At 70.6% G+C, this 13,529-nt stretch carries 13 protein-coding genes; 5 read left to right on the forward strand and 8 right to left on the reverse strand.

The genetic code is table 11. The features are described from left to right. Positions 1-289, reverse strand: a 289-nt coding sequence (locus tag FKV24_RS01770; RefSeq protein ID WP_211371750.1) for a TfoX/Sxy family protein, incomplete at its 3' end; no start/stop codon positions are given. Positions 290-404: 115 nt separating this feature from the next. On the opposite strand from FKV24_RS01770, the gene FKV24_RS01775 reads away from it, so the two are divergent. The 3 genes from FKV24_RS01775 to FKV24_RS01780 all read left to right on the forward strand — a co-directional run bounded on the left by FKV24_RS01775 (position 405) and on the right by FKV24_RS01780 (position 4,427). Next, entirely contained in the window at positions 405-1,649 is a 1,245-nt protein-coding gene (locus FKV24_RS01775) for a polyhydroxyalkanoate depolymerase (RefSeq protein ID WP_111268118.1), read from the forward strand. 161 nt (positions 1,650-1,810) lie between these two features. Then, positions 1,811-2,989 carry a hypothetical protein gene (locus FKV24_RS19095; RefSeq protein WP_170288172.1) on the forward strand — a complete coding sequence of 393 codons (1,179 nt, stop codon included), beginning with the start codon at positions 1,811-1,813 and terminating at the stop codon, positions 2,987-2,989. Between the two features lie 253 nt (positions 2,990-3,242). After that, positions 3,243-4,427: an alpha-lytic protease prodomain-containing protein gene (locus FKV24_RS01780; RefSeq protein ID WP_170288173.1), complete on the forward strand. Its 1,185-nt coding sequence runs from the start codon at positions 3,243-3,245 to the stop codon at positions 4,425-4,427. Positions 4,428-4,593: 166 nt separating this feature from the next. Here FKV24_RS01780 and FKV24_RS01785 read toward each other — a convergent pair whose 3' ends face one another. From FKV24_RS01785 to FKV24_RS01795, 3 genes are all read right to left on the reverse strand, one after another. Then, positions 4,594-4,812 carry a DUF6289 family protein gene (locus FKV24_RS01785; RefSeq protein WP_141480980.1) on the reverse strand — a complete coding sequence of 73 codons (219 nt, stop codon included), beginning with the start codon at positions 4,810-4,812 and terminating at the stop codon, positions 4,594-4,596. Positions 4,813-4,944: 132 nt separating this feature from the next. After that, complete coding sequence (locus FKV24_RS01790) at positions 4,945-5,883, reverse strand: sensor domain-containing protein (RefSeq protein WP_111266951.1); 939 nt, start codon at positions 5,881-5,883, stop codon at positions 4,945-4,947. Next, positions 5,880-6,245: a PadR family transcriptional regulator gene (locus tag FKV24_RS01795; RefSeq protein ID WP_111266952.1), complete on the reverse strand. Its 366-nt coding sequence runs from the start codon at positions 6,243-6,245 to the stop codon at positions 5,880-5,882. The genes FKV24_RS01790 and FKV24_RS01795 overlap by 4 nt, the downstream gene beginning before the upstream one ends. Before the next feature lie 207 nt (positions 6,246-6,452). Here FKV24_RS01795 and FKV24_RS01800 point away from each other — a divergent pair, with 207 nt between their 5' ends. Further along, positions 6,453-7,388 carry a peptidylprolyl isomerase gene (locus FKV24_RS01800; protein ID WP_425481558.1) on the forward strand — a complete coding sequence of 312 codons (936 nt, stop codon included), beginning with the start codon at positions 6,453-6,455 and terminating at the stop codon, positions 7,386-7,388. Between the two features lies 1 nt (position 7,389). On the opposite strand, the gene speG is transcribed toward FKV24_RS01800, so the two are convergent. Continuing rightward, positions 7,390-7,956 (reverse strand): spermidine N1-acetyltransferase, encoded by a 567-nt coding sequence (gene speG, locus FKV24_RS01805; protein WP_111266954.1) that lies wholly within the window; start codon positions 7,954-7,956, stop codon positions 7,390-7,392. A 124-nt stretch (positions 7,957-8,080) separates the two neighbouring features. Here speG and FKV24_RS01810 point away from each other — a divergent pair, with 124 nt between their 5' ends. After that, positions 8,081-8,377, forward strand: coding sequence for a hypothetical protein (locus FKV24_RS01810; protein ID WP_111266955.1), 297 nt, complete (start codon positions 8,081-8,083; stop codon positions 8,375-8,377). Positions 8,378-8,392: 15 nt separating this feature from the next. Here the strand turns inward: FKV24_RS01810 and FKV24_RS01815 are convergent, their stop codons facing one another. The 3 genes from FKV24_RS01815 to FKV24_RS01825 form a co-directional block, all read right to left on the reverse strand. Further along, the gene (locus FKV24_RS01815) at positions 8,393-9,259 is read right to left on the reverse strand and encodes a DUF4349 domain-containing protein (RefSeq protein WP_141480982.1); all 867 of its coding nucleotides are present in this window, start codon (positions 9,257-9,259) and stop codon (positions 8,393-8,395) included. A gap of 78 nt (positions 9,260-9,337) precedes the next feature. Further along, entirely contained in the window at positions 9,338-11,176 is a 1,839-nt protein-coding gene (locus FKV24_RS01820) for a carboxypeptidase regulatory-like domain-containing protein (RefSeq protein ID WP_141480983.1), read from the reverse strand. Beyond that, complete coding sequence (locus FKV24_RS01825; RefSeq protein ID WP_249040869.1) at positions 11,173-13,446, reverse strand: hypothetical protein; 2,274 nt, start codon at positions 13,444-13,446, stop codon at positions 11,173-11,175. Before FKV24_RS01825 ends, FKV24_RS01820 begins: the two co-directional genes overlap by 4 nt. Positions 13,447-13,529 lie beyond the last annotated feature (83 nt).

The following is a 13,529-nucleotide window of genomic DNA, read 5'->3' on the forward strand; positions in this document are numbered from 1 at the left end:
ACGGCCGCATCGCCTCGGCCGAGTCCAGCGCCTCGGCCGGCACCGACCAGTAGCTCATCGGCTGCTCGCGGCCGCGCATCCGGTACATGAACGGGCCGCAGCCGGCCGCGCCGAAGCGCTCGCGGGTCTGCTCGTCGGTCTTCAGCAGCAGCTCGCCGTCGATCACCGCCGCGAACATCAGCCCGCCCGCGTAGACGCCCCAGCCGCCGAACATGCGCCGTGCCGAAAGCGGCACCGGCAGCTCGAACAGCTCCAGCAGATGCGCGATCTCGGAGGTGTCGGTGGCCACCGGACCAGCATAGCCGCGATCCGCGGCGTTAATGCAGCCGACATCCGGTTTCGGTATGCTGCACCGCAGCAGTAGCGTGCCGTGTGGCGCGCCTCCTGGAGACAGCGATCCGATGATGCTTTATCAGATGCACGAACTCGGCCGCGCCTGGATGGCCCCGGTCACCTACTGGGCCGACGCCAGCGCCAAGATGTTCGGCGCTCCCGGCAGCTGGTTGTCCAGCCTGCCCGGCGCCACCCGCATGGCCGCCGGCTACGAACTGCTGTACCGGATCGGCAAGGACTACGAGAAGCCCGAGTTCGGCATCCACTCGCTGGACATCGACGGCAGCCTGTACCCGGTGATCGAACGCGAGATGGCGCGCAAGCCGTTCTGCCGGCTGCTGCGCTTCAAGCGCTACACCGACGACGCCGGCAACCTCAAGGAACTCAAGGACGACCCGCCGGTGCTGGTGGTCGCTCCGCTGTCGGGCCATCACGCCACCCTGCTGCGCGACACCGTGCGCACCCTGCTGCGCGACCACAAGGTCTACATCACCGACTGGGTCGACGCGCGCATGGTGCCGACCAGCGAGGGCGAGTTCACCCTCGACGACTACGTCGGCTACGTCCAGGACTTCATCCGCCAGATCGGCGCCGAGGACCTGCACGTGATCAGCGTCTGCCAGCCGACCGTGCCGGTGCTGGCGGCGATCTCGCTGATGGCCGCGCGCGGCGAGAAGACCCCGCGCTCGATGGTGATGATGGGCGGCCCGATCGACACCCGCGAAAGTCCGACCGCGGTCAACAATCTCGCCACCGAGAAGCCGCTGTGGTGGTTCCAGAGCACGGTGATCCACCCGGTGCCGGCCAACTACCCCGGCCACGGTCGCCGCGTCTACCCCGGCTTCCTGCAGCACATGGGCTTCATGGCGATGAATCCCGAGCGCCACGCGCAGTCGCACTGGGACTTCTACCAGGACCTGCTCAAGGGCGACCTCGACGATGCCGAGTCGCACCGCCGCTTCTACGACGAGTACAACGCCGTGCTCGACATGCCGGCCGAGTACTACCTCGACACCGTACGGATCGTGTTCCAGGAACACCTGCTGCCGCGCGGCCTGTGGGAGGTGGCCGGCGAGCGCGTCGACCCGTCGGCGATCGGCGACACCGCGTTGCTGACCATCGAGGGCGAGCTCGACGACATCTCCGGCGAAGGCCAGACCCGCGCCGCGCACACGCTGTGCAGCGGCATCGCGAAGCAGGACAAGCAGCACCTTGAGGTGAAGGGCGCCGGCCACTACGGCATCTTCAGCGGCCGCCGCTGGCGCACCCAGGTCTATCCGAAAGTGCGCGAGTTCATCGCCAAGTACGCCGGCTGAGGATCGTCGCGCACGCCTCGCAAGCGTGCGCGAACCCGCGTCAACGACCGGCGCGCTGACCGCATCCGCCGAGCCCCTGCGTTGTTCCCGGTGTCATGGGGCGCATCGAATCACAGGGGAACACCATTCCGGCGGCGTCGCCGACCGCGACCGCGGACCCGATGCCGCCGGCGATCGTGCTCGCGCGCGGGTTCACCGGCCTGGGCACGCTGCGCGCATTGAAGATGGCCGGCATCGAGGCCTACGCGGCCTGCCCGGACGGAGACCTGGTCACCCGCTCGCGCTGGTACGCCCCGCCTCCCGGTCCCCGCTGGAACGGCGAGATCGACGGCAGCCAGGATCGGGCGCTGGACGCGGTCGCGCTGCCGCGCGCAGTGCTGATCCCGGGGGCCGACGACGCCGCGATGTGGGTCGCCGGGCTGGCCGGCAGCGCCCTCGCCCATCGCTTTCCCGCCTCGACCAGTTCGCTGGCGACCCTGCAGGCGCTGCAGGACAAGCGCCACCTGGCCGAATGTCTGCACGAGAACGGGGTCGCGCATCCGGCCACGTTCGCGATCGACAGCGCCGACGACATCGACCGGATACCGTTCCAGCGACTGGACCGCGTGTTCCTCAAGCCGATCGACTCGCAACGGTTCTCCAAGGCGACCGGCCACAAGGCGCTGTGGCCCGGCGACCGCGATGCCTGCAAGGCCCTGTGGACGCGTCTGCACGCGCAGGGCTTCGAGATGGTCGCCCAGGAGTACATTCCCGGCGGCGCCGACCAGCACTACTTCATCGATGGATTCCGCGACCGCGACGGCCGCTTGAGCGGCTTGCTGGCGCGCCGCCGGCACCGGATCCATCCGCCGGATTTCGGCAACAGCTCGTACTGCGAGACCACGCCGCTGGCGACGATGGGCAGCGCCGTCGAGGAGCTCGGCCGCCTGCTCGCCACCCTCCACTACCGCGGCATCTTCAGTGCCGAGTTCAAGCGCGATCCGCGCGATGGGCGCTTCCGCCTGCTGGAGATCAACACCCGCGCCTGGTGGTACGTCGAGTTCGCCGCCCGCTGCGGGGTCAACGTCTGCGAGATGGCCTGGCGCGACGCGCTCGGTCTGGCGGTGGAACCCTCGGACCGCGACTACCGCAGCGGGGTCGGCTGCATCAGCCTGGCCGGCGACATCCAGGCGGTGCTGCATGCGCCGCCGCAATCGCGCATTGGCTGGTGGCAGGCGCTGCGGCAATGGCGCAACGGCTACCTGCACGCGTTCCGGCTCGACGATCCCGGCCCGGGCCTGCAGCAGGCATGGCGGCTTGTCCGCGACGGGTTGCGGGCACGCCTGCGCCGTTCGCGGTAACGCGTCGCCCGTCCTCACGGCCACGGACGGGTGTTGTCCAGGCCCGGCGCCCCGACGCGATCGGATCGCAGACCGGTGTCCGAACATCCTGCCAGGCAGAAAATGCCGGCTTCGTCGCGTTTCAATTCAAGAAAGAGAGAGAGCTGAGAACTCTGCGATACAGGCGAGAGCCTCTCCTCATCGACCGCATCCACGTACTGCTTTTGACTCTCCGGTTCCCCCGCACAACCCCGACTCCGGAGAATCTCCCGAGATGAAAGCATCCCTGACCGTGGCGGCCCCGCTCGCCATCGCCCTGCTTGCGGCCACCGGCCCGGCCCTGGCCGGCAATCCCATCGACCCGACCCTGCAGCGGGCCATGCAGCGCGACCTCGGCCTGTCCGCGCGGGAGGTCGCGCAGTACATCCGAACCGAACGGCTTGCCGCACGCCAGGCCAAGGCCTTGCAGCGGCAGCTCGGCCGCGATTACGCCGGCCACTGGATCGAGCGCGGCACCGACGGCAGCTTCAAGTACGTGGTGGGCAGCGCCGCCGCCCATGCCGGCAGGGCGCCGGATGGTGTGGAAATCCGCAATACCCGATACAGCATGCGCGAACTCGATGCCGCGATACGGCAGCTGGATGCCACCAACGAACGCTACTCCAACTCGGACAGCGCGTTCTCGGGCGTGCACAGCTGGGGCGTGGACTCCCGCAGCAATCGCGTGGTCGTGGGCGTGGACAAGGCCGCTGGCGCCATGCGCGACGGCATCGACTTCGTCGCCCTCAGCGGTATCGACGCCGGGCTGGTGCGCTTCGAACGCATCGACGCGCCGCAGCTGCAGGCGGACATCCGCGGCGGCATCGAGTACTCCATCAACAATCGCTTCCTGTGCTCGGTCGGATTCGCGGTCACCCAGGGTACCGGCAAGGGCTTCGCCACCGCCGGCCACTGCGGCAACGCCGGCGACAGCGTCACCATCGATGGCCTGAACGTCGGTACGTTCGCGGCCTCCTCCTACGACGTGAAAGGCAAGAAGTACGACGGCGACCGCGCCTGGGTCAGCCTGAACTCCACGCAGAACCTGCTGCCGATCGTCTACGGCTACGGCAACGGCGACGTGACCGTCAGAGGCAGCATCGAAGCGCCGATCGGCGCCGCGGTCTGTCGCTCCGGCCGCACCTCCGGCTGGCACTGCGGCACCATCACCGAGAAGAACACCTCGGTCAGGTACGTCAAGGGCGGCGGCAGCATCTCCGGCCTGTCCAGGGCCTCCACATGTTCGCTGGGAGGCGATTCCGGCGGTTCGTTCATCACCGCCGCCGGCCAGGGCCAGGGCGTCCTGTCCGGCGGTCCGACGGCGGTGACGAGCTGCCCGGATCCGAATGGCTACAGCCTGTTCCAGCCGCTCAATCCGCTGCTGCAGAGTCTCGACCTGACCCTGGTGACCGGCAACTGATTCCAGGCCGGCCGGCAACGACGCGGAACGCCCCGCACGGGGCGTTCCGCTCTTGTGGCGCTGTCCTCATGCGTCCGCCACCGTTTCGATACACCCGGGTGGCGATGCGCGGGGCAAAGAAAAGCCCCGCATCGGCGGGGCCTTCCGACGCGTTGCCGGCGCGTCGTTACATATCGACGGCGCAACCCTGGGTGAAGCTGCGGTTGCTGGTCTTCACGCCCCAGCTGCCGTCCTGCTCGCCGCAACCGGCGGTCCATTGCCCGACCAGCGCGCCTTCCTCGTTGTAGTAGTTCCAGGTGCCCTGCCAGCTGGCGGTGGCGCTGAACGAGTAGGCGGCCAGCAATCCCACAGCCAATGCCACGGCAACAATCCTGATGCGACGCATGTTCTGTTCTCCTTGGATGTTCTGGAAACGCGGACCGGTGTCCGCCGCGTCACCCTAGAGGGGAACCGGGATCGCTTCTGTTAACCCGGCCACATTGCGCACACTCCGTTCGCGGCCCGCGTGGCCCGGCGCTCATGCCTGCTGCGCGCCCTTGACCAGCAGGTGCTTGGCCAACTGTCCGTGCAGGTAGCCGATGCCGCGCGCCACGTGCAGGGTCAGGAACAGCAGCAGCACACCGACGACCAGCATCAGCGGCAACGCCCACGGATCCAGCGAGGTGCTGAGCACGCCATCGCTGACGAACAGCACGCCCTCGACGTCGGTCGCCAGGCTCACCTCGGCCCAGCCGGTCCACACCGCCACCGGCGCCACGATCAGGGTCAATGCGGTCGAGACCAGGGTCAGCGCGGTGGTGAAGTAGACGATGCCCAACGGCAGCATCAGCAGCATGTACACGAAGGTGCCCCAGGTGCGCGGGTCGGTGAACATCTGCTTGATGCGCTCCATCCAGGGCATGCCGCGCGGGCTGTACAGCGGTCGCCGCGGCATCCGTTCGCCGAGCATCACCTCGACGATGCGCCCCTCGACCAGCGACAACAGCCGCACGCTGCCGACGAACAGGATCAGCAGCGGAATGCCGATGATCAGCACCAGCATGCCCGCCGACACCGACAGGCCGGTCACCACCCAGGTGAAGTAGAAGATGCCGGTCGCCAGCGCCAGCACCATGTAGAACAGCGCCGCGTACGCGCGCGGCTCGGCGACCACGCCGAAGAAGCGGCCCAGCCACGAACGCCTCGGCGGCGGTGCCGGCGGCCGCAGAGCGGTCTGCACCTTGACCTCGGTGTCGCGGTAGATGTCGGCGACCTCCTCCGGCGCGCCATAGCTGCCGGCGACCGAGGAGATCACCTCGGCCTCCGACTTGCCCGGCTGCTCGGCCATCTCCGAGCGCAGGTATTCCTCGGCGTCGTACAGCGCATCCTGGATCAGCGCCGGATCGGCGCCTGCCAGCGCCCGGCGCAACTGGTCGAGGTATTCGGGAATGGTGGTCGGCAGCACGGTGGCATTCATTCGGGAAGTCCCCCCAGGACGGAATCGACGGAATCTCGGGTCGCGCGCCAGGCGGCGACCCAGTCACGCAGGGCGTCGCGCCCGACGTCGGTGATGCGGTAGTAGCGCCGCGGCGGCCCGGACATCGAAGGCTCCACGAAGCTGTCGAGCAGGCCGGCCGCGCCGAGATTGCGCAACACCGGGTACAGCGCGCTCTGTTTGCCGCTGAGCACGCCGTCGCCCTCGCGCTCCAGGCGCTTGGCGATCTGGTAGCCGTACATCGGCTCCTCGGCACGGGCCAGCACCGCCAGCAGGGTCAGCGAGACCGTGCCGGCACTGAGCTCCTTGTGGAACTTGCGCAACTGGAGTTCGAGATCGGTCATCGGCGGCGGGCTCCATGGCCTGACGTGGGCGCCAGCGCTGGCTTGCTAGCTTGAACTCGATACTAGTGCTTAGTTCTCTATAGTGAATGTGCTTGTAGTCATGCCCCCTCCCCCGGCCGCGCGCCGGAGCGGATGAGACCGACGCGGATAGGGCAGAATCGGGACGGCCCAACCGCCACCGTCCATCGCCACAGAAGGGAGTCACCCGTGCCTGATCCGATCCGTGCCGCGCTCGCCCTGCCCCTTGCCGCCGCGCTGCTTGTCGCCGCCGCCCCGGCCCCGGCCGCCGAAACGGAGGCGGACAGGCCGCGCACGATGCAGGAAATCATCGATGCCGCGCAGCCCTCGGACTGGCGCACCCCCGACCCCGCCAGCACCCTGTACATGGAGCTGGACAGCGGCCGGGTGATCATCGAGCTGGCGCCGGCGTTCGCCCCCGAGCACGTCGGCAACATCCGCACCTTCGCCCGCGAAGGCTACTGGGACGGCATGGCGATCAAGCGCTCGCAGGACAACTTCGTCGTCCAGTGGGGCGACCCGCGCGGCGAGGACGAGGCCGGCAAGCCGCTGGGCTCGGCCAAGGCCAGGTTGCCGGCCGAGTTCAGCCGCGCCAGTGACGGCCTGGCCTTCCACCGGCTGCCCGATCCCGACGGCTGGGCCGCCCAGGTCGGCTTCGCCGACGGTTTCCCGGCCGGGCGCGATCCCGCCCAGGGGCGTGCCTGGATGACGCACTGCTACGGCGCGGTCGGCGCCGGACGCAACCTGGAGCCGGACTCCAGCGACGGCAGCGAGCTGTACGTGGTGATCGGCCAGTCGCCGCGCCAGCTCGACCGCAACATCACCGTGGTCGGACGGGTGATCGACGGCATGGAGCGGCTGTCGGTGCTGCCGCGCGGCACCGGTCCGCTCGGCTTCTACGAGCACCCGACGCAGTACGTGCCGATCCGTTCGATCAAGCTGGCGTCCGAACTGCCCGAGGCCGAACGCTCGCCGCTGCAGGTGCTGCGCACCGACACCCCGCTGTTCGACGAACTGGTCGAGGCGCGCCGCAACCGCCGCGACGACTTCTACAAGCGCCCGGCCGGGCACATCGACCTGTGCAACGTGCCGATTCCGACCCGGGAGCCCGAACCGGCGCAGTGAGTCAGCCGCCCGCGCGCCCGGGAGCGTCGTCGGGCGCCAGCGCCTGATGCTGGAACAGCGCCATCCGGATCGCGCTGTGGTAGCGGCCGTCGCTGAAATACTCGTCGATCAGCACGCCCTCGCGGATGAAGCCCACGCCCTCGTAGATGCGGATCGCGCGGGCGTTGTCGACGTCCACCAGCAGGTACAGCTTGTACAGGTTCAGCACCCGGAACGCGTAGTTGATCGCGCGTTGCGTGGCCGCGCGCGCGTAGCCGCGCCCCTGCGCCTCCGGCGAGACCATGATCAGGAACTCGGCGCGGCGATGCAGGTGGTCGATCTCGACCAGCTCGACCAGGCCGACCCGCTGGCGCTGGTCGTTCTCGATGATGAAGCGGCGTTCGGACTGGTCGTGGATGTGCTTGCGGTACAGCTCCTCCAGCTCGACGAAGGACTCGTAAGGCTCCTCGAACCAGTAGGCCATCACGCTGCGATTGTTGTTCAAGCCGTGGACGAAGTGCAGGTCGTCGCGCTCCAGCGGACGCAGGGTGACCGATGCGGGAGACGACGTGTCGGAGGTGGCGTTCATGCGCACACGCTAACCCGCCCGCCTTGAGCGTGGCGTGACAGCCCCGGTCCCGCCCGCCCGCGCCATCACGCGCCCTTAGCCGGCGTCCGCCTAGCCTGAGCGCAGGCCATCGGGAGAACCGGACATGCCCCTGCTGCGGCTGCGGGTGAACGGCAACGAGGACAGCGCGCGCGCGATCGCCAACCTGCTGTCCAGCCTGGAGGGCGTGGACCACATCGAGGAGGTCGCCGACCTCATGCCGCACATGGACGACCCCGACTCCAGCTCGGCCGGACTGCCGGACGACCGCGGCCCGGGCGTGCACGAACTGGAGATCGAGGTGTCGAACGCCTATTCGGCCAACCGTGTCCGTCGCGCGGTCGAGACGCTGGCCTTCGACCTTGACGTGATGGTCGAATTCGAGGTCGAGGAGGAACGCTGAACGCGGTCGCGCCGCTCAGGCGCCGCGGCGACGCCGCAGCGCCCTGCGCAGGCGCCTGATCACCGCCACCACGATCGCCAGCAGCAGCGCGGCCGGAATCAGGAACGCCAGCGCACGGATCGTCCACGCCGTTCCCGTCGACAGGGTGCTGCCGAAATCGTCGACCGCCTGCATGATCTCCGAGCGCCCGACCTGGCCATCGGTGGGCGCGAACGACAGGGTCAGCAGCTGGGTATCGATGCGACGGCGATGCTGGGCACCGTCGCGCTCGGCCGCGGCCAGTTGCGCCTCGGTCGCGGCCAGACGCTCGGACAACGCGATCATGTCGGCGACGGCCAGGTCGCGACGTTGCTGGAACTCCTGCAGACGCTGCATCTCGCGGCTCAGGCGGTCCTGTTCGAGCGCGTTGTCGCGTACCACCACCGCCAGGTCCTCGGCGCGGGTACTGCGGCTGCCGATCTCGGCGCCGTCGCCGGCCAGCGCGATCATCGGCTCGACCCCGGCCGGTACGATCCGCACGGTGAGGCCGGCGGACGGGTAGTCGCCGCCCTGCTGGTTGACACTGAGCACCACGCACTTGCCGAAGCGGCCTTCCGTGCACGCCGCCTGTGCCGCGCGCTGGCGCGGCACGATGTCCGCCGCCGGCAGTTGGATCGCGACATGATGCTCGTAGGCCAGCATCGCGCCGTCGGCGTCCACCGCCTCGCTCGCGGAAGACCCGCCGCTGGCGGAATGCGGGTACTGCTGCGAGCATGCCGCCAGCAGCGACAGCGCCAGCAGTCCCGCGGCCAGGCGACCGGCAAGCGCGCGCGACGGCGCCCAGGCTCGGCTGCGACGAGCTTGACTGCAATGAGGTCGATTGCGATTCGCCGGTACCGGCATCCGGTTTACTTCCTTGTGCTGGGAGCCGCGGGCGGCTGATTCAAAGATTGGCGGTCCGGGTCTGCCGACCGCACGCCGTCATCCTGCCACCACGAGACCGCGACGCCAACGCTCCAGACCCCATAGCAGGGCGACCGAGCCCAGCCACGCCAGCCACCACGGCCAGGACGCGCCGCGCCGCTGCACCAGCACGATCCCGTCTGCCGCGTTCGGGGAGGCGTCGCCACCGGCCAGCGCGAGCGTGCCCTCGCGCAACGCGGCGGCGCGCAGGCCCGGCGCTTCGCCGCTGGGGCGGACATGGAACGGCCAGGCTTCCCCGTCCTGCAGCAGCCGATGCCAGCCGGGAACGCGCGGCCAGTAGCCGGCGCAGCGCTCCGGGCCCGCCGCCGGATCGGGCAACAAGGTCGACGTCGAACCGTCCGGAGCCGTCACCGATGCCGCCTCGCCGACCCCGCAGATGCGGACACGATGCCCTTCGCGCGCGCCGGGGTCGACGCGCGGCGGTTGCGCGGTCCCGCGCGCGAGCGCCGCGAACGCCGCGCTCCACAATTCCGCGTGCAGGTCGCCGCGCCCGGACAGCGGCAGGCGGTAGCTGTCGACCAGCGTGGAAACGCCGATACGGCCACGGCCATGCGCCTTCCAGTACATCCAGTCGCTGCCGGCGGGTCCACGCAACGGGACCGCGGCGGCGCCCTCGAAGCGAAGATCACGCCGCAGCAGCCGCGGCGGCGGCGCGGCGACCAGTTCCAGATCCAGCGGTGCGTCCTCGCTACCGCCGCCCAGACGGGCACGCAGGCCGGCCTCGTCCAGCCCCTCCGGCTGCGGCAGGGTCAAGGCGGTGGTGGCGGTGCCGGCGTCCGCCGCCAGGCCCAGCGCGTCCAACTGGGCGCGGGTCCGGGCCGGCAACGGGCCGGTGACCCGCAGCAGCAACCCCAGCCCTTGCCGAACCGCCGCCAGCAGGGCCTGCCGGCGGGTATCGCCCAGCCCTGTCCAGACACGCTCGTCGAGCACCACCAGGTCGAATTCCGCGAGCCCGTCGACGGTCATCGGCAGCGGCCGATCGCCCAGTTGCACCCCCGCTCCGACCGCGATCTGCGCATGCAGCGGCATGCCGGCATCGCCGATCCAGCGGCGCAGCGCGCGCAGCTCCGGATTCGGCGCCCCACCCAGCAGCAACACCCGCGGCGCGGGCGGATCGGTCACCTGCAGCGGCACCGCCAGACGCTCGACCGGTTCGTGCTCCGCGTCGAACACTTGCAGGTTGAACGTCGCCAGGCCCGCCGCGCGCGCGGTGCCGTCGAGTTCGAACACGCCGGCGTCCGACAGCCTGGCCGCAGCGACGCGCTGTCCGGACGGGTCGATCAGCTCGATGCTGCCGCCGTCGACGCCGCTCACGCGCCCGCCGATGCCGAAACCATCACCGGCGGCGATCCGCGACGGCGTCCATAGCCCGGTCACACCGGTGGGCAGCGTGGCCGGTTCGAAGGCCAACGCGATGCCGCCGACCGCGTCGCGATCGCGCGCCTCCAGTCCGTCGCCGATCACCTGGATCCGCGCCGTGCCCGGGTGGCGGCGCAGCGCGGTCGCCAGGTCCGGCACCGCTTCGGCATCGCCCGGCTCGGGCGCCTCCGGCAACGCCACCAGCGCTTCGCCGCGCGTGGTCGCCGCCAGTTGCGCGCGGGTGGCGCCGGCGGTGAGCACGGTCAGGGTCCCGCTGCGGACCGCCAGCGGCGGCGGCACCAGGCTGCGGTACAGCAGCCACGCCGACAACGGTTGCAGGATCAACAACAGCGCCAGCCACCACCCGCGCGCACGCTGCGGACCGCGCCACTGGCGCCAGAGCAAGCGCAGCACGGCGACGGCCACCGCCAGGCTCAGCAGTGCGACAAGCCAGTCGCCGGAAGGATTCGCGTTCATGGTGACGGCGCTCCCAACGCATCCAGATAGCGTCCGCCGCCGTCGTCGGCGGCATCGCGCCGCGGCACGGTCGCCGGCGGACGCGCCATCGCGCGCCACAACTCGCCGGCAAGCGCTTCGCGGCATGTCCCGCACAGCGGGTCGTTGCGCAGCGCGTCGATGGCCGCGACCAGGGCCAGCGGATCGCGCTGGCGCTCGCCGTTCGCGCGCACCCAGGCATCCAGCGCCTCCAGCGCCTCGTCATCGGGCGTGGCCCGCGACGGATCGCCCAGTTGGCGCCAGACCCGGGCCGGCACTTCGTCTTCCGATCGCCCCGGTGCCGCCGGCAATGCACGCCGGGCGATGCCATCGCGGTCGCCGCCGAGCCGACGGCTCTCGTCGATCGGCGGCAACTGCGACCCCAGCTTGGCGAGATAGATCCGATCGGCCTGCTGTACCTGCTTGATCAGCTCCAGCGCCCGGTAGGCATACGGCAGGGCCTGCTGCGGCTGTCCCTGGCGCAGCTCCAGCTCGGACTGCCACATCTCGCGCAGCGCCCCGCGCAGGATCTCGCGGGTCTTCGGGTCGAGCAGGGTCGCCGCTTCCGGCAGGTCGTGGGTATGGCCGAACTCGGCCAGCACATCGGCGTCGCGACCGAACACGCCATCGTCCGGCGCCGGGTCCGCATGATCGTGGCCAGCGTGACCGGCGCCCGCCGGGGCGTCGTGATCGCCGTCGTGGTCGCCGTCGTGCGGGTCATCGTGGTCGTCGCCAGCACCGCCGTCCGCGGTTGGCGGCGCCTGTTGCCCGTAGTCGTCGATCGGCAACAGCGCCGCCGGGGACTGCGCGGCGTCGTGGGTCGGCGGTGGCGGCGCACCGCCTTCGCTCTCCTCGCCGAGGAACTGCCCGTAGCGCAACCGCAGCAGGCGCTGGTCGACGCCGAGCGCGTCGGAGCGGTCGAGGAAGCGCTCGGGCGTCATGGCCGGCTTCCGCTTCAGCAGCGCCTCGGCATCGATGATGATCTGCCGCTGGCTGCGGAAGTACGCCGGCAGCACCTGCCGGGCCAGCCCCTCCAATCCTCTCACGTCCGGCACCGGCTGCGGCGGCCGGCGCAGGATCAGGCTGCCGCTGCGCACCGACTGCGGTCGCGGTTGGCGGTTGTCGCGCACTTCCAACTGCACCACCAGGTCCTCGCCCCAATCCAGCGCCAGCGCGGCGACATCGATGCCGGCCTGGAAGCGTCGGCGGGCGCGCTCGCCGCTGCCGCGCAGGATGCGCACGCTTTCCTCGAAGCGGATCTGCTCGCCGCTGCCGCGGGCGACGGTGACATGCAGGCGGGCTTCGGCATCGACGCCGTGGTCATCGCTGGCCTCGAACGCGACCTGCCAGGTGCGCTGGCCCGGCGTCATCATGGTGAGGCCGGTTTCCGGCGCCAGCGCACGCACCTGCGGAGGCCGGTCGGGAATCGCATCGAGCCTGTGCAGCGGCGCTTGCGGCCGCGATCGATCCCGCGCCTGCGTGCCGGTGGCGACGACCCGGTACAGGGTCGAACGTTCCAGGAGATGTCCGCCGACCCAGTCTTCGTCCTCGCGCCGCAGTTCGATCCTGTCGCCGTCATGGAAGACCAGCGCCGCCGCCGCGGGCTGCGGCTCGAAACGCAGCCGCCAGCGCAGACGCGAGCCCTGCGGCGCCTTGGCATCGAGTGTGTCGACCTCCCGTTCCGGCAGACCGGTGTAGCCCGGCGGCGCGACATGCAGGCGTTGCGCGACCAATTGCGGGAGCTGCGCCGACGGTGCTTCCCGACCGGCGTCGCGCGTGCTCGTCGGCGCCTGTCCACCGACCGGCCACAGCAGGGCGGTGGCCGCGCACAGTGCCGCGAGCGCACACGCGGTAGCGATCGCCCGCCGCGACCATGCTGGCCGCAGGTCCGGGGCGGCGGCGACGCGCTGCCACAGCCGGGCGCGCTGCAGGCGCTGCAACGGCGACAACCCGGCCGGTTCTGCAAACAGCAGGGCGGCGCTGTCCTCCATGCCCGGAGCCAGCGTGTCCAGACGGAGCTGCAGCCAGCGCCCGTCGATACGACGCATGCGCCAGATCGCGATCGCGGCGAGCACCGCCACCGCCGCCAGGACGGCTACCCGCGCGGCGGGAACATCGCCCCAGCGCCAACCCAGCGCGGCGATCGCGAACGCCGGCGGCAACCCGATCCACAGCGTGTCGAGGCCCACCCGCAGACGCGCCTCGCGCCAACGCTGCCGCAACGGATCCCGTTCGCCGCCGGCGCCGCTCACGTCCGGGCTCCGCGTCGGCGCGAGGTCGCCAGCCAGCGTTCGGCCAGCCACACCAGCGCGATCAACAATGCCCACCACGGTTG

The organism is Marilutibacter maris, assembly GCF_006546735.2.
In the GTDB taxonomy this organism is placed as follows: Bacteria; Pseudomonadota; Gammaproteobacteria; order Xanthomonadales; family Xanthomonadaceae; genus Marilutibacter; species Marilutibacter maris.

Coding starts and splice junctions, on each gene's coding strand:
- FKV24_RS19095 (WP_170288172.1), top strand. CDS start 1,811: ATGCCGCCGGCGATCGTGCTCGCGCGCGGGTTCACCGGCCTGGGCACG.
- speG (WP_111266954.1), bottom strand. CDS start 7,956: ATGAACGCCACCTCCGACACGTCGTCTCCCGCATCGGTCACCCTGCGT.
- FKV24_RS01775 (WP_111268118.1), top strand. CDS start 405: ATGCTTTATCAGATGCACGAACTCGGCCGCGCCTGGATGGCCCCGGTC.
- FKV24_RS01810 (WP_111266955.1), top strand. CDS start 8,081: ATGCCCCTGCTGCGGCTGCGGGTGAACGGCAACGAGGACAGCGCGCGC.
- FKV24_RS01785 (WP_141480980.1), bottom strand. CDS start 4,812: ATGCGTCGCATCAGGATTGTTGCCGTGGCATTGGCTGTGGGATTGCTG.
- FKV24_RS01795 (WP_111266952.1), bottom strand. CDS start 6,245: ATGACCGATCTCGAACTCCAGTTGCGCAAGTTCCACAAGGAGCTCAGT.
- FKV24_RS01780 (WP_170288173.1), top strand. CDS start 3,243: ATGAAAGCATCCCTGACCGTGGCGGCCCCGCTCGCCATCGCCCTGCTT.
- FKV24_RS01820 (WP_141480983.1), bottom strand. CDS start 11,176: ATGAACGCGAATCCTTCCGGCGACTGGCTTGTCGCACTGCTGAGCCTG.
- FKV24_RS01790 (WP_111266951.1), bottom strand. CDS start 5,883: ATGAATGCCACCGTGCTGCCGACCACCATTCCCGAATACCTCGACCAG.
- FKV24_RS01815 (WP_141480982.1), bottom strand. CDS start 9,259: ATGCCGGTACCGGCGAATCGCAATCGACCTCATTGCAGTCAAGCTCGT.